The sequence below is a fragment of the Pantoea jilinensis genome, from assembly GCF_019104105.1.
Classification (GTDB): domain Bacteria; phylum Pseudomonadota; class Gammaproteobacteria; order Enterobacterales; family Enterobacteriaceae; genus Pantoea; species Pantoea eucalypti.
In genome coordinates, this window is record NZ_CP077746.1 from 1,087,996 (window position 1) to 1,108,421 (window position 20,426).

At 56.4% G+C, this 20,426-nt stretch carries 18 protein-coding genes; 13 read left to right on the forward strand and 5 right to left on the reverse strand.

What is annotated here, in order from left to right:
- Positions 1 to 2: 2 nt before the first annotated feature.
- Positions 3 to 2,063 carry a polyphosphate kinase 1 gene (ppk1, locus tag KTJ90_RS05150; RefSeq protein ID WP_003848735.1) on the reverse strand — a complete coding sequence of 687 codons (2,061 nt, stop codon included), beginning with the start codon at positions 2,061 to 2,063 and terminating at the stop codon, positions 3 to 5.
- Positions 2,064 to 2,213: 150 nt separating this feature from the next.
- On the opposite strand from ppk1, the gene KTJ90_RS05155 reads away from it, so the two are divergent.
- The 3 genes from KTJ90_RS05155 to pstB are packed head-to-tail and all read left to right on the forward strand — an operon-like array spanning position 2,214 to position 6,712.
- Positions 2,214 to 4,301 (forward strand): ABC transporter permease subunit, encoded by a 2,088-nt coding sequence (locus KTJ90_RS05155; protein WP_003848737.1) that lies wholly within the window; start codon positions 2,214 to 2,216, stop codon positions 4,299 to 4,301.
- Positions 4,298 to 5,932, forward strand: a complete 1,635-nt coding sequence (pstA, locus tag KTJ90_RS05160) for an ABC transporter permease family protein (protein ID WP_499025984.1) — start codon at positions 4,298 to 4,300, stop codon at positions 5,930 to 5,932. The genes KTJ90_RS05155 and pstA overlap by 4 nt, the downstream gene beginning before the upstream one ends.
- A 12-nt stretch (positions 5,933 to 5,944) precedes the next feature.
- The gene (gene pstB / locus KTJ90_RS05165; RefSeq protein ID WP_003848740.1) at positions 5,945 to 6,712 is read left to right on the forward strand and encodes a phosphate ABC transporter ATP-binding protein PstB; all 768 of its coding nucleotides are present in this window, start codon (positions 5,945 to 5,947) and stop codon (positions 6,710 to 6,712) included.
- 280 nt (positions 6,713 to 6,992) lie between these two features.
- Here pstB and purN read toward each other — a convergent pair whose 3' ends face one another.
- Both purN and purM read right to left on the reverse strand, forming a co-directional pair.
- Complete coding sequence (purN, locus tag KTJ90_RS05170) at positions 6,993 to 7,631, reverse strand: phosphoribosylglycinamide formyltransferase (protein WP_140033153.1); 639 nt, start codon at positions 7,629 to 7,631, stop codon at positions 6,993 to 6,995.
- Positions 7,628 to 8,668 (reverse strand): phosphoribosylformylglycinamidine cyclo-ligase, encoded by a 1,041-nt coding sequence (gene purM, locus KTJ90_RS05175; RefSeq protein WP_003848745.1) that lies wholly within the window; start codon positions 8,666 to 8,668, stop codon positions 7,628 to 7,630. The genes purN and purM overlap by 4 nt, the downstream gene beginning before the upstream one ends.
- Positions 8,669 to 8,896: 228 nt before the next feature.
- On the opposite strand from purM, the gene upp reads away from it, so the two are divergent.
- From upp to hda, 3 genes are all read left to right on the forward strand, one after another.
- Positions 8,897 to 9,523 carry a uracil phosphoribosyltransferase gene (gene upp, locus KTJ90_RS05180; protein WP_003848753.1) on the forward strand — a complete coding sequence of 209 codons (627 nt, stop codon included), beginning with the start codon at positions 8,897 to 8,899 and terminating at the stop codon, positions 9,521 to 9,523.
- Between the two features lie 137 nt (positions 9,524 to 9,660).
- The gene (gene uraA / locus KTJ90_RS05185; protein ID WP_105098922.1) at positions 9,661 to 10,944 is read left to right on the forward strand and encodes a uracil permease; all 1,284 of its coding nucleotides are present in this window, start codon (positions 9,661 to 9,663) and stop codon (positions 10,942 to 10,944) included.
- Positions 10,945 to 11,046: 102 nt separating this feature from the next.
- On the forward strand, positions 11,047 to 11,754 hold the full coding sequence (gene hda / locus KTJ90_RS05190) for a DnaA inactivator Hda (RefSeq protein ID WP_033743385.1): 708 nt from the start codon (positions 11,047 to 11,049) through the stop codon (positions 11,752 to 11,754).
- Here the strand turns inward: hda and arsC are convergent.
- The gene (gene arsC, locus KTJ90_RS05195; RefSeq protein WP_499025986.1) at positions 11,751 to 12,092 is read right to left on the reverse strand and encodes an arsenate reductase family protein; all 342 of its coding nucleotides are present in this window, start codon (positions 12,090 to 12,092) and stop codon (positions 11,751 to 11,753) included. The two genes, hda and arsC, sit on opposite strands and share 4 nt — an antisense overlap.
- A 50-nt stretch (positions 12,093 to 12,142) precedes the next feature.
- Complete coding sequence (bepA, locus tag KTJ90_RS05200; RefSeq protein ID WP_003848757.1) at positions 12,143 to 13,606, reverse strand: beta-barrel assembly-enhancing protease; 1,464 nt, start codon at positions 13,604 to 13,606, stop codon at positions 12,143 to 12,145.
- Between the two features lie 753 nt (positions 13,607 to 14,359).
- On the opposite strand from bepA, the gene KTJ90_RS05205 reads away from it, so the two are divergent.
- From KTJ90_RS05205 to KTJ90_RS05235, 7 genes are all read left to right on the forward strand, one after another.
- A complete protein-coding gene (locus tag KTJ90_RS05205) occupies positions 14,360 to 14,965 on the forward strand; it encodes a DsrE family protein (protein ID WP_187512845.1) in 606 nt (201 codons plus the stop codon).
- 30 nt (positions 14,966 to 14,995) lie between these two features.
- Entirely contained in the window at positions 14,996 to 15,604 is a 609-nt protein-coding gene (locus KTJ90_RS05210) for a DsrE family protein (protein WP_003848763.1), read from the forward strand.
- Between the two features lie 125 nt (positions 15,605 to 15,729).
- Complete coding sequence (locus KTJ90_RS05215; protein ID WP_499025987.1) at positions 15,730 to 16,752, forward strand: LacI family DNA-binding transcriptional regulator; 1,023 nt, start codon at positions 15,730 to 15,732, stop codon at positions 16,750 to 16,752.
- Positions 16,736 to 17,758, forward strand: a complete 1,023-nt coding sequence (locus KTJ90_RS05220; RefSeq protein WP_039659559.1) for an ABC transporter substrate-binding protein — start codon at positions 16,736 to 16,738, stop codon at positions 17,756 to 17,758. The genes KTJ90_RS05215 and KTJ90_RS05220 overlap by 17 nt, the downstream gene beginning before the upstream one ends.
- Entirely contained in the window at positions 17,758 to 18,633 is an 876-nt protein-coding gene (locus tag KTJ90_RS05225) for an ABC transporter permease (RefSeq protein WP_154926889.1), read from the forward strand. The genes KTJ90_RS05220 and KTJ90_RS05225 overlap by 1 nt, the downstream gene beginning before the upstream one ends.
- Positions 18,630 to 19,445: an ABC transporter permease gene (locus KTJ90_RS05230; RefSeq protein ID WP_499025988.1), complete on the forward strand. Its 816-nt coding sequence runs from the start codon at positions 18,630 to 18,632 to the stop codon at positions 19,443 to 19,445. Before KTJ90_RS05225 ends, KTJ90_RS05230 begins: the two co-directional genes overlap by 4 nt.
- Positions 19,442 to 20,425, forward strand: a complete 984-nt coding sequence (locus tag KTJ90_RS05235) for an ABC transporter ATP-binding protein (protein ID WP_485525634.1) — start codon at positions 19,442 to 19,444, stop codon at positions 20,423 to 20,425. Before KTJ90_RS05230 ends, KTJ90_RS05235 begins: the two co-directional genes overlap by 4 nt.
- Position 20,426: the final 1 nt, after the last annotated feature.

Below are 20,426 nucleotides of genomic sequence, written 5' to 3' on the forward strand. Positions count from 1 at the left end.
ATTTATTCAGGTTGTTCCAGTTTCTTGATGTAATCATAGATGGCCAGCTGCGAGCGCACTTTACGACGATTGCCGCGCTGGACGTAATGGTTACTCAACTCTTTATCGACGATGCGGGCTTTTACCGTATCACTCAACTGAATAGCAATAATGTCGAGTATACGCTGCCGGATGTGGGGATCGAGAATCGCCACAGCCACTTCGATGCGGTAATCGATGTTACGCGTCATCCAGTCAGCGGAGGAGAGGAACACCTTTTTATCGCCGCCATTTTCAAAAATATAGACGCGATCATGTTCCAGATAACGATCAACAATACTGATGACACGAATATTTTCACTGATCCCAGGCAAGTCAGGAATTAATGAGCACATTCCGCGCACCAGAAGATTGACCTTTACCCCTACGCTCGAGGCTGTATAAAGCCGATCAACCAGACCTTTGTCCACCAGATTGTTTATTTTCAGAGTAATGCCGCAGGGCTTATTTTGCTGAGCATTGGCAATTTCGGTGTCGATCAGTTCATACAGCATCCGGCGCGAGTTTTGTGGCGACACCATCAGGTGATCGAACGTCACAGGCCGATAGGGATTCTCAATAAAGTTGAACACCCGGCGCACTTCATTGGTGATGCGCGCATCCGCGGTCAGCAATGAGTAATCGGTATAGAGTCGCGCGGTTTTCTCATTAAAGTTGCCGGTACCGATATGCGCGTAGCGCACAATCTCTTCGCCTTCGCGGCGTGAAATCAGGAACAGCTTGGCGTGAATCTTAAGGCCTGGTGCAGAGAAAATGACGTGCACACCCGCTTCAGTCAGGCGTTTCGCCCAGTAAATGTTAGCTTCTTCATCAAAGCGCGCCTGCAGTTCCACCACCACCGTGACTTTTTTACCGTTATAGGCGGCATGGATCATCGCATCCATAATGCGGGAGTGTTTGGCTACGCGGTAGATATTGATTTTGATTGCCAGCACGCTGGGGTCAAACGATGCCTGACGCAGCAACTCCAGCACATGTTCAAAGGTATGGTATGGATAGTAGAGCAGCACATCGCGATTGCGAATCGCATCAAAGCCGTTGCGGAAGCCATCAAAGCCGATGTGGCGAATCTGCGGCAGCGGGCGGTTAACCAGGTTGTTTTTGCCGACGTTCGGGAAGCCGATAAAGTCTTTGAAGTTGTGGTAGCGGCCGCCCGGCAAAATGGAATCCAGGTTAGAGATGGAAAGCTTATGACACAGCAGCGACACCATGGTGTCGGGCATATCGCGCTGGTAGACAAAACGTACCGGCTCCGCCGTCAGGCGCTGCTTCAGGCTGGAGGACATCAGCTCCAGCAGGCTCGACTCCATCTCCGTAACCAGGTCATACTCGGCGTCACGCGTCATTTTCATTGAATAGGCGTTGAGCGCGTCGTAGTCGTAGAAGCCTTTGAAAATATCATCCAGGCAGTAACGCAAAATGTTATCCAGCAGAATCATCGGTTTACGGCGACGCGGTGGCTCTGCCGGTAAATTAATGAAACGCGGCACTTTGTCAGACGGAATTTCCAGCAGTGCATACTGAATATGGTCACCACGGATAATCTCTACTGCCAGATAGGTGTAGTCGTCTTTGAGGAATTCCGTCAGGTCGGTTTCGTGGGTGATCAGGATCGGCGAGATGTGCTGACGCAGTTCATGTTTGAAGTAGTGGCGCAGCCAGGCCTGCTGATTGGATGAGAGCTGACGTTCGTTGATCAGGAAGATCTGATTACGTGCCATCTCCAGCAGCAGATCGTTATAGAGCGCATCAAACTCCTGATCGGACTTCATCACCCGTTGCTGAATTTTCTTAAACAGATGGCGTGGCGTACTGGCGGAACCCTGCTCTTCACCAATCAGAATGCGGCGTTTGAGGTCGGCGAAACGCACTTTATAGAATTCGTCGAGATTATTGGAGTAGATGCCCAGAAAGCGCATCCGCTCAATCAGTGGATTGCTTTTGTCTGCGGCTTCCTGCAAAACCCGTTCATTAAAGGATAACCAGCTTAATTCTTTTTCAATATAAAGCTTTACCTGACCCATTCTCACTCCATTTAGCGGTTGCAGGACTGAAGATCCAGTATCCACCAACATTATGGCGAGAGTATGGCAGCGTTGTCCAACGCCAGGAGTTGTCTTATCAATCGGCTACGGGCAACATAGCGGCTTATTTCAGGCTGCCACCGGAACCGCATGAGCGCAAACCACATTCCTGTCCAATTCAGCGATCGTAAGCGTCGTGCCGTTGACCGTCTGACGCGACGACTGGTCACCTGCTGTGGCGTAGCGATCCTATTGCTGATGCTGCTGCTATTCTGCTGGTTGATCGGCGTGGTATTACCGCTATTTAATGCGCCTGGCCTGCAAATTGCGGCCAGCCAGCAGCTCTGGGATCGTGCGCCCGCTTTAGCCATGGGCAATCAGGGCAGTGTTGGCTGGCGAATCAGCGCGCGCGGTGCGGCCCGTTTTATTCCGCTGGATGGACAGCCTGCGGAACCGGCGCTGACCCTGACTCCCGCTCCCGATGACGCCGTGCAGAGTGCCGATGGGCAAACACTGTTGCTGAATATGCAGGGCGCGCTAACACTGATGCAGCCGAAAGCCGACCAGCAATGGCGTTTTCCATTGGGTGACAAACCGTTCCATCTGCCTGATGGCGCGGTGACGAAGATGGCGCTGGCGACGCGTCATGCGGGCCAGTGGCGCATTGCTGCTCTCACCGAGGCCGGACTCCGGGTGCTGACGCTGGGCACCGATCGTCAGGCATCCATTATCCCGCTTCCGCAACGTCAGCTGGATCTGCTGGCACTCTCGCCATCCGGCGATCTGCTCTACACCACTGAAGGCAATCTGCTGCGGGTCTGGCAACTTGATGATGATCGGGCACTGTTGCGCGAAACCCACATGCTGCCGCAGCCTCCGCAAAGTTTGCATCTGCTGGTGGGGGGGAAAAGCCTGCTGATCCAGGATAATCGCGGTGTCACCCAGTGGTTTGCGATTGCCAGCGATCAGGGGCCACGGCTGCAGCAAATCCGGACCTTTGCCGACAGCGACGGCGAGACGATTCTGGTGACGGAATCTCAACGTCGCGTGTTTGCGACCCTCAGTAAACAGGGGACGCTTCGGCTGTTCGCCAGCAAGCAGCGTGGCCCGATACTGCAGCGTCAGCTGGCGCCGGGCATTGTGCAGGCGCAGTTCTCTCCCCACGGCGACAGCCTGCTGATTGAGCGGCCGGGCAGCTGGCAGACACTGCGGCTTGATAATCCGTGGCCGGATGTCACCTGGCGCAATTTCTGGCAAAAAATCTGGTATGAAAACTACCCTGGACCCGACTGGGTCTGGCAATCGACTGCGGCCGGCGATAACTATCAGGCCAAATTCAGCCTGATGCCGATGGTCTCGGGAACGCTGAAAGCGGCCAGTTTAGCACTGCTGTTTGCGACACCGCTGGCGCTGGCGGCGGCGATGTACACCGCATGGTTTATGGCGCCAGGCCTGCGGCGCTGGGTTAAACCGGCCATTGAGATGATGGGTGCGCTGCCGAGCGTGGTGGTGGGGCTGATTGCCGGGATTTGGCTCGCGCCGCATATTGGTCAGGCGCTGGTGGGTGTGCTGCTGCTGCCGCTGACCCTGGCAGGCGCGCTGCTGCTGTGCGGCGTATTCAGTGCGCGTTTACCACCACGCTGGCGTCAGCCGGGCCGTGAGGTCATGGTTCTGCTGCCGCTGTTGCTGCTGGTCACGCTGCTGACGCTGTGGCTGCCCACACTGTTTATACCGGATGCCGGTGACTGGCTCCCGCATTACGAGCAGCGCAATCTGCTGGTGGCTGCGCTGGCGATGGGCTTCGCGCTGGTGCCGCTGATTTTCACCCTCTCGGAAGATGCGCTGTTTAGCGTGCCTGCTGCACTGGGGCAGGGCTCGCTGGCACTGGGGGCGACGCCCTGGCAGACACTGACCCGCGTCGTGCTGCCGGGTGCCTCTGCCGGTATTTTTGCCGCCCTGATGATCGGTCTGGGACGCGCCGTAGGAGAAACCATGATTTTGCTGATGGCGACCGGCAATACGCCGCAAAGTGAAGGTGGCCTGTTCAGCGGGCTGCGCGCGCTCTCTGCAAACATCGCCATTGAGATGCCGGAAGCGGCAGCGGGCAGTGCCCACTATCGCGTGCTGTTTCTCAGCGCACTGATGCTGTTGCTGTTTACGCTGGTGATTAACACGGTTGCCGAGCTGATCCGTCAGCGACTGCGTCAGCGCTACAGCCAGCACGAGGAGCAGGCATGAAAGCGATGCGACAGAATGACCGCTGGCGCTGGTTAACCGCCGGTGCCGTCGCCGTCTGCCTGCTGGCTTTTACGCTGCTGATTGGGCTACTGGCGTGGCAGGGCGTTCGCGCTTTCTGGCCGCAGCGCGTTGACCTTTATACGTTCAGTCAGCCTGAGGGCGGCGAAACACGTCTGCTGGGCGAAACGCTGGAACATCAGCGACGTTTTCCGGCCCCGGCCGATGAGCAGGGTAACAGCGGCGGTCAGGTGAATCGCTATCTGATCAAAACCGGTAACCGTGACTGGGACGCACCCGATTTCCGCGTCGTCTACAGTCGCACGGCAGCGAAGGTCAGCCAGCCAGCAGATATCATGGTGCTGCAACGCCGCAGTCACGGCCAGGCTTATGGCTGGTTTGTTGGCCTGCGTGAAGATAATGAAGAGTTAACTGCGCAGGATCCCGATGCGCTGCTGAATCAGCGGCTCGGACAGGTGCAGATGCTGGTGCGGCAGGCTAACCAGATTCGCCGGGTCGGGATGGCGCGCATCAACAGCCAGCGTGAGGAGCTTGATGAGCAGGCGGCCACAAACCGTGCTGCCGGCCACTTTGATCTGCAGGCCGAATCGGAATATCAGGCCAATCAGGCTGCCTTACAGCGCCGCTTCAATCAACTGAGTGAGACACTGGCTTCTCTGCAACTGCAGAGTCAGCGCGATGTGTTAGTTCTGCGGAATGTGCAGGGTACCGAGCATGCGATCCCGCTGACCGAAATCGTCGACAGCTGGAAACCTAATGCGATGACGCTGACCGGCAAAACCGGACATTTTTTGCATCAGCTATGGCGTTTCGTCAGTGACACACCCGCCGAGGGTGAAAGTGAATCCGGGGCGTTTCCGGCGATATTTGGCACTGTGCTGATGGTGTTGCTGATGTCGGTGGTGGTGATGCCGCTGGGCGTCATCGCCGCCATCTGGCTGCACGAATATGCCGGACGCAATGCGCTGACCAGGCTGGTGCGTATCGCAGTGGTTAATCTGGCGGGCGTCCCTTCAATCGTTTATGGCGTATTTGGTCTGGGCTTCTTTGTCTGGCTGGTGGGCGGCACCCTTGACCAGCTCTTCTTCGCCAGCGCGCTGCCGAATCCCACTTTTGGCACGCCGGGTTTGCTGTGGGCCTCACTGACGCTCGCCTTGCTGACGCTGCCGGTGGTGATTGTGGCGACTGAAGAAGGCTTATCCCGTATTCCCAACAGCCTGCGTCAGGGTTCGCTGGCGCTGGGCGCGACCCAGGCGGAAACGCTGTGGAACGTAGTGTTACCGATGGCGGTGCCGGCCATGTTGACCGGCCTGATTCTGGCGGTAGCGCGTGCTGCTGGTGAAACCGCACCGCTGATGCTGGTGGGGGTAGTAAAAATGGTACCGGAACTGCCGGTCGACGCAGTGTTTCCTTATCTGCATCTGGATCGCAAGTTTATGCATCTGGGCTTCCAGATTTACGATCTGGCGTTTCAGAGTCCGAATATTGAAGCTGACCGGCCGCTGGTGTTTGCCACCGCGCTATTGCTGGTGCTGATTATTCTGTCGCTTAATCTGCTGGCGATGGGCCTGCGCCACCGTCTGCGTGAACGCTATCGTCTTATGACTCAATAACAGGCTATGACTATGACGTCCGACACGGATATCGCGCTGACCGTTAACCATCTGTCGCTGTGGTATGGCGAGCGCCAGGCGCTGCAGGATATTTCTCTGCAGGTGCCGAAAAACAGGATTACTGCGCTGATTGGCCCCTCAGGCTGTGGCAAGTCGACGCTGCTGCGCTGCTTTAATCGTATGAACGACGTGATTGATCACTGCCGGGTAGAGGGCGACGTGCTGCTGGATTCACTGCCGATCCTGCAACCCGGACAGGATCTCTCTGCGCTGCGCCGTCGGGTCGGTATGGTGTTTCAGCGGCCCAATCCTTTTCCAAAGTCGATCTATGAAAATGTGGTCTATGGGCTGCGTTTACAGGGTGTGCGCGATCGGCGGGTATTGAACGAAGCCTGTGAACGGGCACTGCGCGCGGCGGCGCTGTGGAGTGAGGTCAAAGATCAGCTGTCACAGAATGCGCTGACGCTTTCGACCGGACAGCAGCAGCGGCTGGTGATTGCCCGTGCCATTGCGATTGAGCCGGAAGTGCTGCTGCTGGATGAGCCGACCTCCGCGCTGGATCCGATCTCCACGCTGGTGATTGAAGAGTTGATGACCACACTGAAGCAGCATTTCACGCTGGTGCTGGTGACGCACAACATGCAGCAGGCGTCGCGGGTGTCAGATTACACTGCGTTTATGCATCAGGGCGCGTTAGTGGAGTTTGATGAGACCGACCGGATTTTCACCGCGCCGAAACAGCGACGGACTGAAGATTATATTACGGGGCGTTACGGCTGAGGGAGAGGAAAAATGGGTATTCTGACTGACAACTCCTGAATTCAAAGCGATGGGAGCTTATGCCTGTAGTAAAGCATCGCTGACCAGGGACAAAAACGCCGGGGGCGTTTTTGAACAACGCAAAGCGTTGGTCTGGCAACGGACGCACCTCAGGGATGAGGTGCGTAATCGTCCGCGCTGAGCTGCCATGGATAGCATTTTTTGCGTCTTTACGGAGGGCATAGGCTCCCTGAATCTTTACTCTGCCAGTACTTCATAAGAAGCCCTGGCTTCCCATGCATCAGTCGTTAGCATAGCCCTGCGGCGGCAGCGGTTCACCATCCAGCCAGGCTTTGCCGTCTCGCATTTCCAGCCGACCCTCAACAAACCAGCTGATCACCAGCGGATAGATAGCGTGTTCCTGGTGCTGCACCCGCTCCGTAATCTCCGCTTCACTGTCGCCAGGAAAGACCGGCACTTTGGCCTGCAGGATCACCGGTCCGCCATCCAGTTCGTCCGTCACGAAATGCACGGAAGTGCCATGTTCGCTGTCGCCATTTTCCAGCGCCTGACGATGCGTATGCAGACCCGGATATTTCGGCAGCAGGGAAGGGTGGATATTCAGCAGGCGATTATGAAAATGCGCCACAAAAGCGCTGCTGAGAATGCGCATATAACCGGCCAGCACAATCAGGTCTGGACGGTAGGCATCGATTTCAGCGATGAGCTGACGATCAAAAGCTTCGCGGTCAGCGAAGTCACTGGCGGCAAGCGCATGGGCGGGAATGCCCGCCTCCTGCGCCCGCGTCAGGCCATAAGCGGCGGCACGGTTGCTGAACACGGCAGCGACGCTGCCGTGAATCTGCCCGCTTTCACAGGCGTCAAGGATGGACTGAAGGTTACTTCCGTTGCCGGAAATCAGTACAACCAGCTTTTTCATCCGTTAATAACCACACGCTCTTCAGCATCCGACGCTTTAATCACGCCGAGCTTCCAGGCTTTCTCGCCTGCGGCCTGCATCAGCGCAATCGCCTTGTCCGCCTCTGCCGGGCTCAGGGCAATGATCATGCCGACGCCGCAGTTAAAGGTGCGGTACATCTCGAAACGGCTGACGTTGCCCGCCTGCTGTAACCAGCTGAATACCGCCGGCCATTCCCAGCTCTTCTCGTCGATCACGGCCTGAGTATTGTCAGGCAGTACGCGCGGAATATTCTCCCAGAAGCCGCCGCCGGTCAGGTGCGCAATAGCGTGCACATCGACCTGCTCAATCAGGCTCAGGATATTTTTCACGTAGATGCGGGTCGGTTCCAGCAGATGATCAGCCAGCGGTTTGCCTTCCAGCTGTTCAGCCAGTGGATCCGTGTTGCTGACTTCCAGAATTTTGCGCACCAGCGAATAGCCGTTGGAGTGCGGGCCGCTTGATCCGAGGGCGATCAGTACGTCACCATCCTGCACCTTGCTGCCATCAATGATTTCTGACTTTTCCACCACGCCGACACAAAAACCCGCCACGTCGTAATCTTCGCCGTGATACATGCCTGGCATCTCAGCGGTTTCACCGCCGACCAGCGCACAACCCGACTGCAGACACCCTTCGGCGATGCCGGTGATCACCGCAGAGGCGGTTTCCACATCCAGTTTGCCGGTGGCGTAGTAGTCGAGGAAGAAGAGCGGCTCAGCGCCCTGTACCACCAGGTCGTTAACGCACATCGCGACCAGGTCAACACCAATGGCATCGTGGCGTTTGAGATCCATCGCCAGGCGCAGCTTGGTGCCGACGCCATCGGTGCCGGAGACCAGCACCGGTTCACGGTATTTTTGCGGCAGCGCGCAAAGCGCACCAAAACCGCCCAGTCCACCCATCACTTCCGGGCGACGCGTCTTTTTCACTACGCCTTTAATACGGTCAACCAGAGCGTTACCAGCATCAATATCAACACCGGCGTCTTTGTAACTGAGAGAGGTTTTGTCGGTCACTGCGAGGTCCCCACGCGAATTGCGGTTGGTGGTTAAAATAAAGCGCGGCAATTCTATCAGTGCAGGCAAACGTTTGCGAGTCCGGGATTGCGCATCGGGCGATTTTCATTAATCCTCTATTTGTTCCGGTAAAAGCCGCGGCTTTGCGCAAGAGCAGGTGGCGCAGGGCGCAAAAGGCGGTATAATCCCGCGATTTTTTTTAGCTCAACACATTCCGGGAGAACACCAATGAAGATCGTGGAAGTCAGACACCCGCTGGTCAAACATAAACTGGGCCTGATGCGTGAGCATGATATCAGCACAAAGCGTTTTCGCGAGCTGGCCTCTGAAGTGGGCAGCCTGCTGACCTACGAAGCGACCGCCGATCTGGAAACAGAGCGCGTCACCATTGAGGGCTGGAATGGCCCGGTAGAGATCGACCAGATCAAAGGCAAAAAAATCACGGTGGTCCCGATTCTGCGTGCCGGCCTGGGCATGATGGAAGGGGTGCTGGAGCACGTTCCCAGCGCCCGTATCAGCGTGGTGGGTGTTTACCGTGATGAAGAAACCCTGGAGCCAGTTCCCTACTTCCAGAAGCTGGTCTCTAACATTGAAGAGCGCCTGGCGCTGGTGGTTGACCCGATGCTGGCGACCGGCGGTTCCATGATCGCCACCGTCGATCTGCTGAAGAAAGCGGGCTGCACCAGCATCAAAGTGCTGGTTCTGGTTGCTGCACCAGAAGGGATTGCCGCGCTGGAGAAAGCGCATCCTGACGTCGAGCTTTATACCGCGTCAGTGGACCAGGGACTGAATGAAAAGGGTTACATCATTCCCGGGCTCGGCGATGCCGGGGACAAAATTTTCGGAACCAAATAAAACGCACAGCCGACCAGAGAGTCGGCTTTTTTTTGGCAAAAAACACCCCACGGATTCGGCCTGCCGCAAGGCGCACCGGCGTGCCTGCTGCTGTGCCTGAGGCCCGAATCGTCGGGGAAAAAATAAGGGGATAAATGATGACTCGTCGCGCCATTGGCGTCAGTGAACGACCGCCGTTACTGCAAACCATTCCACTCAGCCTGCAACACCTGTTTGCCATGTTTGGTGCCACGGTACTGGTACCCATTCTGTTTCACATCAACCCGGCGACAGTGCTGTTGTTTAACGGGGTCGGCACACTGATTTATCTCTTTATCTGTAAAGGCAAAATTCCCGCCTATCTGGGTTCGAGCTTTGCTTTTATCTCGCCGGTGCTGCTGTTATTGCCGCTGGGTTATGAGGTCGCACTGGGCGGGTTTATTCTCTGCGGCGTGCTGTTTTGCATCGTGGCGCTGATTGTCAAACGCGCCGGAACCGGCTGGCTTGATGTGATGTTCCCTCCGGCGGCGATGGGTGCAATTGTCGCTGTCATCGGTCTGGAGCTGGCGGGTGTGGCCGCGAATATGGCGGGCCTGCTGCCAGCTGAAGGCAGTGCGCCCGACAGTAAAACTGTGCTGATCTCGCTGGTCACGCTGGCGGTAACCGTATTCGGTTCGGTGCTGTTCCGTGGCTTCCTGGCGATCATCCCGATTCTGGTCGGGGTCGTGGCGGGTTATCTGCTTTCCGCGTTTATGGGCATCGTTGACTGGAGCGGCGTGGTCAAAGCGCCCTGGTTTGCACTGCCGACCTTTTATACGCCGCGCTTTGAGTGGGTGGCGATGCTGACGATTCTGCCTGCGGCGCTGGTGGTCATTGCCGAGCATATCGGTCATCTGGTAGTCACCGCCAATATCGTGAAGAAAGATCTGATTCGCGACCCCGGCCTGCATCGTTCGATGTTCGCCAACGGTTTATCGACCGTCATCTCCGGCTTCTTTGGTTCCACACCCAACACCACCTACGGTGAAAACATCGGTGTGATGGCGATTACCCGCGTCTACAGCACGTGGGTGATTGGCGGCGCGGCGATTCTGGCGATTCTGCTCTCCTGCGTTGGCAAACTGGCGGCGGTGATCCAGGCGATCCCGGTTCCGGTTATGGGCGGTGTGTCGCTGCTGCTGTATGGGGTCATTGGCGCCTCCGGTATCCGGGTGTTGATCGAATCCAAAGTCGATTACAACAAAGCGCAGAACCTGATCCTCACCTCGGTGATCCTGATCATCGGGGTCAGCGGGGCGAAAGTGCATATCGGCGCAGCGGAGCTGAAAGGCATGGCGCTGGCGACGATCGTCGGTGTCGGACTGGCGTTGATCTTCCGGGTTATCTCGCTGCTCAGACCTGAAGAAGTGGTGCTGGAGGCTGAAGAAACGCGCGAGCAGTGATCGCCGCGAGCCTGACAGGATCCGGGGCAGGGACGCCCCATTCATCTCTTTCTGAAAACTGTGTTAGACTTCCCCCGATTTTTTGCTTGTTCTCTTGCTGAGGTGCTTCTGAACACGCCGGCACAATTGTCATTGCCACTCTATTTACCTGACGATGAAACCTTCTCCAGCTTCTGGCCGGGGGAAAACCCGTCGCTGATTGCCGCCCTGAAAGGCGCGCTCAACCAACAACATGGCAGCTATCTCTACTTCTGGTCACGCGAAGGCGGTGGGCGGAGCCATTTGCTGCACGCCGCGTGTGCCGAAATGTCCGCGCGCAGTGAAGCCGTGGGCTATGTTCCGCTGGATAAACGCACCTGGTTTGTTCCGGACGTTCTGGAAGGGATGGAGCAGCTGTCACTGGTTTGTATCGATAACATCGAGTGCATTGCAGGCGAGCCGGAATGGGAAATGGCGATCTTCGATCTCTATAACCGCATTCTGGAAACCGGTAACACGCGTCTGTTTATCACCGGCGATCGTCCGCCACGCCAGCTTAATCTTCAGCTGCCCGATCTCGCCTCGCGGCTCGACTGGGGGCAAATCTATCGCCTGCAGCCGCTTTCTGATGAAGATAAATTACAGGCGTTGCAGTTGCGTGCCGGGTTACGCGGATTTGAGCTGCCGGAAGATGTGGGTCGCTTCCTGCTGAAGCGACTCGATCGTGAAATGCGTACGCTGTTTGATACGCTGGATCGTCTTGATCGCGCCTCGATCAGCGCCCAGCGCAAACTCACCATTCCCTTTGTTAAAGAGACGCTCGGCCTTTAAAGAATGTCGAGCACCGCATCTGGCGGGCGGCCAATCCGCGCCTTATCGCCATTGATCACTATCGGCCTTTCAATCAGCTCCGGATTCTCTACCAACGCATCCAGCAGCGCACTTTCACCTTTGTCGTCAAGCGCCAGCTCGCTGTAGATCGCCTCTTTAGTTCGCATTAACTCGCGTGCGCTCTGCATACCCAGTTTCTGTAACAGGATTTGCAGCGTCTCGCGGTCGGGCGGCGTCTGCAGATAGAGCACCACATCTGGCTCAATTCCGCGGGCAGTCAGCAGCGCCAGTGTCTCACGGCTCTTGCTGCAGCGCGGGTTGTGATAAATCGTCACCATCTCAGACTATCCTTTCTTCTCTGTTCGCGGCGTGCTGGCGGTGTGAGTGCTTAGCCTTTCTGATACTGCTTAAAGCGCTGTTGTAACTGTCGCAGCTGATCGATACGGGCATCGTAACGCGCCTGTTTCAGGCTGCCGAGCGGCACCTGTGCGCTGGCACTGCTCAGGGTGGTGATCGCCTGATCAAGCTGGCCATTCAGGGCCAGACTCTCTGCCCGCGCCGATAACTCTTCATCATTTAGTCCCTGCTGCGCCGAGGCCTGCGCCAGTAAATCCCAGCCGTTGGGATCATCTTTATTGGCCCAGGTGTAGCGGTTCAGAATACGGCTGGCATTGGCATACTGTTTCGCTTCAACGTAGGCATTGGCCAGATTGAGCTGCACCACCGGACTGTTTTTGGCACCGGTTGCGGCGGTGAGCAGGGCGATGGCCTGCTGTGGCTGATTCAGCCCGATATCAATGTCCGACATGATATCCAGGAACCAGACATTATTAGGCTGCTTCGCCAGCAACGGGGTGATAATCCGTTTCGCATCGGCGTAACTCTTCGCCTGCAGAAACTGAATGGCTTTGCCATATTGTGACGCCATCTGCTCACGGGAATTGCCGCTGGCGTACTGACTCAGCAGTTCATCGGTCAGCTGATTACGTCCGGTAGAGTACATCCCCAGCGAACGCACCTTTGCCATATAGAAATCTTCCGTGGATTGCACCACCACCGGCCGCATCTGATTAGCACGGTTGCGGGCATCCGCCAGACGACTGTCGGGCAGGGGATGCGTCAGCAGAATTTCAGGTGGCTTCGAAGAGAAGCGGCTCTGATCGGCCAGTTTTTGCAGAAAGTTCGGCATTGCCTGGGGATCGAAGCCAGCGCGCTGCAGCACCTGAATCCCGATGCGGTCTGCTTCCTGCTCATTGCCCTGCGTAAAGCTGATAATTCCCTGCTGCGTTCCCGCCAGAGTACCCGTCAGCGCGGCCATGCCCGCCTGCGGACTGGCCATCGCCAGCAGAATAGAGCCAAGCGCACCGACCCAGGTCAGTGGCGCGTTGCGCTTCTGATCTTCCATGGCACGCGCCAGATGGCGCTGGGTGACGTGCGAGATTTCATGTGCCATTACCGATGCCAGCTGGCTTTCATTGTCGGTAAAGCGGAACAGCGCTGAGTGCAGCACCACGTTGCCACCGAAAAAGGCAAAGGCGTTAAGTTCATCGTTCTGAATCAGAAAGAAGTGGAACGGCGTTTTCACCGAGTCGGCGTGAGAAACGAGTCGTTGCCCCAGCTGATTAATGTACTGATTGAGCAGCGGATCGTTGATTAGCGGCGCACTGGCGCGCAGCTGGCGCACATAGAAGTCGCCCATCTGCAATTCCTGATTAATTGATAGCGTCGAACCCGCCGTAGTACCAATATCGGGAAGTGAGTCACTGACATCGGCGTTAGCGGGTGTCAGAGTGGAGAAAATGAGCGTCGGAAGGAGCGCGGCGATCAGCGTTTTCTTTAACGAGTTCAACATGCCTGAATCCTGTAGAGAGGCCCTGAGAATGGACAGGTGCGCAGCGGGAATGTTCCGTTTTTCGCAGATAACGACGGTTCGTGACTATCTTAACCAGGGCCTCAAAAGAAAGAAATGTTGTTTTCTGGCAAATCGCCCGCCTGATTTGAGCAAGATCGCCGATTATGAAGAAAAAAATTGAATATCCTGCCAGTTTAAACGGCAGTTAAACGAAAAAAAACTGGCGGGGTATTGCCGGGGTCGTCAGCGGTTATATTATGGCGTTGTTGTTTATTTACATTGCGCTTCGTTGAATCAGAGCAGAATCTGCTGCCATACAACCGAAGCCAGTAAGCTTATTTTTATAAAGTTATGTAAATTCACTCAAAAAAACTGAACATGGCATGTGTTTTTCCAGGTCTACTCTGAAAAAATAGCGCACTCTGCGCCGCTAAATGCCTTTCAACCATTGATAAATCAAATCGTCTCTCCCGCCTTATTCCACGTGTTCCAGATTAGCCTGGTTGTTATTTTTATATAATGAATAGCATCGAAAAGGAAAAAGGAGAAATAGTCAGGTCCACTCCTGATAAGACTTTTTATTTCTCATCATGAAACTTTTCGATTAATTCCGTCTGTGAATAATTCCAATAGTTATCAGCGCTGCGTTGACCTGAATTTACAGAGGCAAGCATTACACCTGCGCTGTGGTATAGATAGCCGACCTGATTAAATTCTGAATCTGCCAGACATAATATGCCGGAGAGAAGGGTTATGCGTTCAGTTGTTTCATACGCGTTAATCGCCATTATTGGCGGCGTCGTTGGCGCGGCTGTCACACAGAGTGGCGATATTTACGACAAAGTGACACGCCATTTTGCAACCGAGCCACCGGAAGCACCCGGATTCTGGAGCACGCCGGCGATTGAAGGTTACGGAAAAATTCATTACGAGCCTGACGCCGCGTTTAAACCGGTGCCGGGCCTGAGTAACAAAATTGTTTTCCAGATTACCCGAAGCGACGGGGCGATGACCGCGCCCAATCTGGGGCTGGAACGCGTAGCCAGGGTGGTCAATCTCTATATCGCCTCGGGTATTCCGGCTGACCAACTGAAGTTTGTGGTGTCAGTCACCGGAGATGCGACGCCCGCCATGCTGGACAATGCCCATTTCAAACAATTTTATGGCATCGAAAATCCAAACCTGAAGCTGATTAATGAGCTGAATCAGGCGGGAGTGAAAGTCTCGGTCTGCGATCAGTCCGTGGCATTCCATCACTATCCCAATAACTGGATTGATAAATCCGTGGTACATGCCCTTTCCAGTCCAACCACCGTATCAACCCTGCAAAATCAGGGATACGCGTGGCTGGCAATGTAATTCATATTTAAATAATTGGGAGAAACGTAAATGCGTCCAGCAGCTTTAGTGGTGATGGCAGCCGTTGCCGGATTTATTGGGGGCAATGTTTTACAGTTGCCGGAATTATACGATAAGGTCAGCGGGAAAATGGCAGATAATAAATCTGAGCCTGCTGATTTCTGGAGTACGCCAGCAATCGAGGGCTACGGCAAAATACATTATGTCGACACGCCCGCATTTAAACCCGGCACGACAGCGGGCCTGAGTAATAAAATTGTTTTCCAGATTAACCGGAATGAAGGCGATATTCGTAAGCCGAATCTGGGTCTGGAGCGCGTAGCACGCGTCACCAACCTCTATTATGCGGCGGGTGTACCACTCGACCAGCTGAAATTTGTGGTGTCGATTAATGGTGATGCAGTGTCATCAGCGCTGAATAATGATCAGTTCAGCAAAGCTTATGGCGTCGATAACCCGAACCTGAAGCTGATCAGCGAGCTGAAAAAAGCGGGCGTTCAGGTCACTATCTGTGATCAGTCTGTCGCGTTTCATCAGCTTGATCGCAACTGGATTGACCCGATGGTCACTCATACCATCTCCAGCGGCACCACCGTTGCCACCCTGGAAAACAGCGGTTACGCCTTCCTGATGCTTTAACTCTCCAGCAGCGGCGTCACTGCCGCTGTCATCTGTCAGTCAACTTCCTGAGATACGCCTGTCATATAACGCCACTAGTTTAAACCGCAATGAGATCGATCTCATTGACGATAAACGAGGCAGACATGACCGATTTAATCAGCGTAGCCAGACTGGCAGGGGTTTCCCGCGCAACCGCTGCGCGCGCCTTCTCTGATCCTCATCTGCTTAAACCGGGTACGCTGCAAAAGGTGCTTGCCGCCTCAGAACAGATAGGTTTTCGGCCGAATCACATTGCCCGTCAGCTCCGTACCCGCCACTCCACCACGCTCGGTGTACTGCTGCCTTCTCTGCTCAATCCGGTTTTTGCCATGCAATTGCAGGCGATGGAGCAGCAGGCGCAGCAGGCAGGCTATGCGTTGCTGGTGGCGACCAGTGATTATCAGGCTGAGCGGGAAGCAGCCATTGTCGAACATATGCTGCACCAGCGTGTTGCCGGTCTGGTACTGACGGTGGCAGACGCCGACCGCAGTGCGCTGCTGCCCACACTGGCGGCAGCGAAGATGCCATTTGTACTGACCCACAGCGTGCCGCAACAGCACGCATGGCCTGCTTTGCACGTCGACAACCGCAAAGCGATGGCCGAAGCGACCACCCATCTCATCTCTCTGGGTCACCGTCACATCGCGATGGCCGCAGGCCCAATGCAGCAATCCGATCGCGCACGTCTTCGCTTTCTTGGCTACTGCCAGGCCATGCAGCAGGCCGGTCTGACACCGCAGGCGATGGTTGAGATGCCGAGCCATATCCACTCCGATTTCAAGCCGCTGCTGCCGCTGATGAATGCACCTTCGCCGCTGACAGCGGTGATTTGCAGTAACGATCTGCTGGCTATCAGCCTGCTGGGGGCAGCTGCACGTGCAGGTGTCAGCGTGCCGCATCAATTGTCAGTGATCGGTTTCGACGGCATTGCGCTGGGCGAACAGCTTTCACCGTCACTGGCGAGCGTGGTTCAGCCGATTGCGCTGATGGGTACGCTCGCCATTGATCTGCTTCTGAATCCAGGCAGTGAAACCCACCTGCTGCCCCATCATTTACGGCTCGGGGAGAGTATCGCCCCGGCATTTCATGGCTCTTCTTCAGGGAAACATCATGTCACTCACGTTTAATCTCAGATATATCGCCAGCGCGGCGCTGCTGGCCGGCTGCACGCTGACCAGTTCATGGGTCCAGGCGGCGGAAAATGCTATCTGCTACAACTGCCCGCCTGAGTGGGCCGACTGGGCCACGCAGCTTCAGGCGATTGAAAAAGCGACCGGGATTCATGTGCCACAGGACAATAAAAACTCGGGTCAGGCGCTGGCGCAGCTGGTGGCAGAGAAAAATAATCCGGTTGCCGACGTGGTCTATTACGGCGTCAGCTTCGGCATTCAGGCTGTCAGTGCTGACGTGGTCAGCGCGTATAAGCCGGCTCACTGGGATGAAATCCCGGCCGGTATGAAAGATCCGGCGGGCAAATGGGTAGCGCTGCACTCCGGTACCATGGGCTTTATGGTGAATGTTGATGCGCTGGGTGGCGCGCCGGTGCCGCGATCCTGGGATGATCTTCTGAAGCCGGAATATAAAGGCATGGTGGGTTATCTTGATCCGGCCAGTGCCTTTGTAGGCTATGCGGCCGCAGTCGCGGTGAATCAGGCCAAAGGCGGCAGCCTGCATGACTTCACTCCCGCCATCAACTGGTTCAAAGCGCTGCAGCGCAACCAGCCCATTGTGCCTAAGCAGACCGCCTATGCGCGGCTGATTTCAGGCGAAATCCCGATTCTGATCGACTATGACTTCAACGCCTATCGCGCCCGCTACAAAGATCACGCCAATGTCGAGTTTGTTATCCCGAGTGAGGGAACGGTGACGGTGCCGTACGTTATCAGCCTCGTGAAGAACGCGCCGCATCCGGCCAACGGTAAGAAAGTGATCGATTTCGTGCTGTCCGATGCGGGTCAGGCAATCTGGGCCAATGCCTGGCTGCGTCCGGTACGGGCTGGCGCGATGTCACCTGAGGCGAAAAAATATTTTCTGCCTGACAGTGATTATGCGCGCGCCCACACGGTCGATTATCAGCAGATGGCCGATGCACAGAAGGGCTTCTCCGCCCGCTATCTGAGTGAGATTCGCTGATGTCACTTTCAGACATTAATTCCTTAACCACGGGCGGGCCGCTTCGCCATCGGCTCCGCCCGCTGGGGGCAAACTGGCCGTGGATGCTGTTGCCTGCGCTGCTCTTCTTTGCTGCCTTCTGGCTGCTGCCGTTTGCCCGCCTGTTACAGATCGGCATGACGGAGGATCGCACCACGCACCACAGTGGCTACTGGACGGTAATCAGTCAGCCACAATATCTGCAAAGCCTGCTGAATACCGTCCTGCTCTCGGCGGCGGTGACCCTGGTCACGCTGCTGATTGCGGCGGTGGTGGGCTGCTTTCTGGCGCGGCAGCGCTTTCCCGGGCGAGGAACGCTGCTGGCGCTGCTGACCTTTCCGCTGGCTTTTCCGGGCGTGGTGGTGGGATTTCTGATGGTTATGCTGGCGGGGCGTCAGGGTGTGCTGGCGCAACTCAGTCTCAGCCTGTTTCATGAACGCTGGGTCTTCGCCTATTCACTCAGCGGCTTATTTGTTGGCTATCTCTACTTTTCGCTGCCGCGCGCCATCGTAACGCTGGTGGCGGCCAGTGAGAAACTGGATAGATCGCTGGAAGAGGCGGCCCGTTCACTGGGTGCCAGCCAGTGGCGCATCATCATAGACGTCATCATACCCGGACTGAAACCGGCGCTACTCTCCTGTGGCGCACTCTGTTTCGCCACCAGTATGGGCGCGTTTGGCACCGCCTTTACGCTGGGTACCGAACTCGCTGTGCTGCCGCTGACCATTTACGGTGAGTTCACCAATTACGCTAACTTTGCCACTGCGGCGGCACTCTCAGTCGTGATGGGCGCCGTGGCCTGGCTGGCGCTGATGCTGGCTAATGGCCTTGCACGCCGGAAGGAGCATGAATCATGAAACGACGGGGTCTCTTCTGGCTGCAGGTGGCGATCACCAGCCTCACCGCACTGTTTATAATCGTGCCGGTCATGCTCTCGATGCTGGCGGGCGTTACACAGAACTACTTCGCGGGCCTGCGCAGTGGCCTGACACTGAAGTGGGTGGAGCAGGTGTGGCAGATGTATGCCGACACCTTCTGGCTGTCACTGCTGATTGCGCTGAGCTGTCTGGCGGTGACGGTCATTGCTGGCATACCCGCCGCCTGGGGCTTACTGAAGTCACCGTCACGCTGGGCCTCGCGTATTGAGGAGTGTCTGATGCTGCCGGTGGCGTTGCCGGGCCTCGCCACCGCGCTGGGCATCATTCTGCTTTACGGTCAGTTCAGTGCGTTGCGCGACAGCTGGCTCTTTATCCTGATCGGCCATGTGCTTTTTACACTGCCCTTCATGATTCGCCCGGTGCTGTCGGTGATGCAGGCGATTGATCTTCCGCGCCTGGAAGAGGCCGCCGCCAGCCTGGGGGCGAGTTTCTGGCGTCGCTTTTTTACTGTGGTCGTTCCGAACTGCCGTAACGGCATTCTGGCGGGTGCATTTATGGTCATTACCCTGTCGGTGGGGGAGTTCAACATTACCTGGATGCTCCACACACCGCTGACCAAAACGCTGCCGGTGGGGCTGGCCGACAGCTACACCTCCATGCGGCTGGAAGTCGGGTCTGCCTACACACTGATCTTTATCATGATGATTTTACCGCTGCTGCTGTTGCTTAACGCCTGTAATCACTGGCTGGAAAGGCAAACGTCGCGGCAGCAGAGAGAGGAAACTGTATGAATGAGGCCATCAATGTGACGCTGCGCCACTGCTCGCGTCGCTTCAATCAGCAGGTCGCGCTGCATCCGATCGATCTGCGCGTGCATGCCGGAGAAACGCTGGTTCTGCTGGGACCGTCGGGCTGCGGCAAAACCACGCTACTGCGCATTATCAGTGGCCTGGAAAGCAGCGATCCGCCGGGCGAGATCTGGTTTGATCAACGTAACGTTACCGCGCTGCCGATTGAGAAACGCAATGTCGGCATGGTGTTCCAGAACTACGCGCTGTTCCCGACACTTAACGTGGCGCAGAACGTCGCCTATGGCCTGAAGGTGCAGGGCGTGCCGCGTGCCGAGCGAGAGGCGCGGGTTGCAGAGATGCTGGCGCTGGTTGATCTGACGCCTCTGGCACATCGCGCGATTGATAAGTTGTCCGGCGGGCAGAAACAGCGTGTGGCGCTGGCACGTGCGCTGGCCGCCCGGCCTAAAGTGCTGCTGTTTGATGAGCCGCTGGCGGCGCTTGATGCCAGGCTGCGCGACCGACTGCGTCTGGAGATCGGTGCGCTGCTTAAGCGGCTGGCGATCACCGCCGTTTACGTCACGCATGATCAGCAGGAGGCGATGGCGCTGGGCGATCGCATCGCAGTGATGGAGCAGGGCCGTCTGGTGCAGCTTGATACCCCGCAGGGCATTTATCAGCGTCCTGCCTCCCGCTTTGTGGCCGATTTTGTGGGTGCGATTAACTGCGTAGCGCACGACCCGGAAGGCCATCCTGTGCGTTTTTGCCGCCCGGAAGATGTTCTGCTGGCCGATGATACGCGCTATGCCCAGCGCGGCGTGGTGGTGGGCAGTATGTTTCTCGGCGCTTCACAGCGCTTACTGATTGATATCGGACTGGATAATCCCATTCAGGTCGATCGTCATGCGCGCGAAATCTGGCAGGCGGGGCAGCGTATCAGCTGGTCGCTGACCAGCCACGCCGCGCTGGAATTCAGTTGCTAAG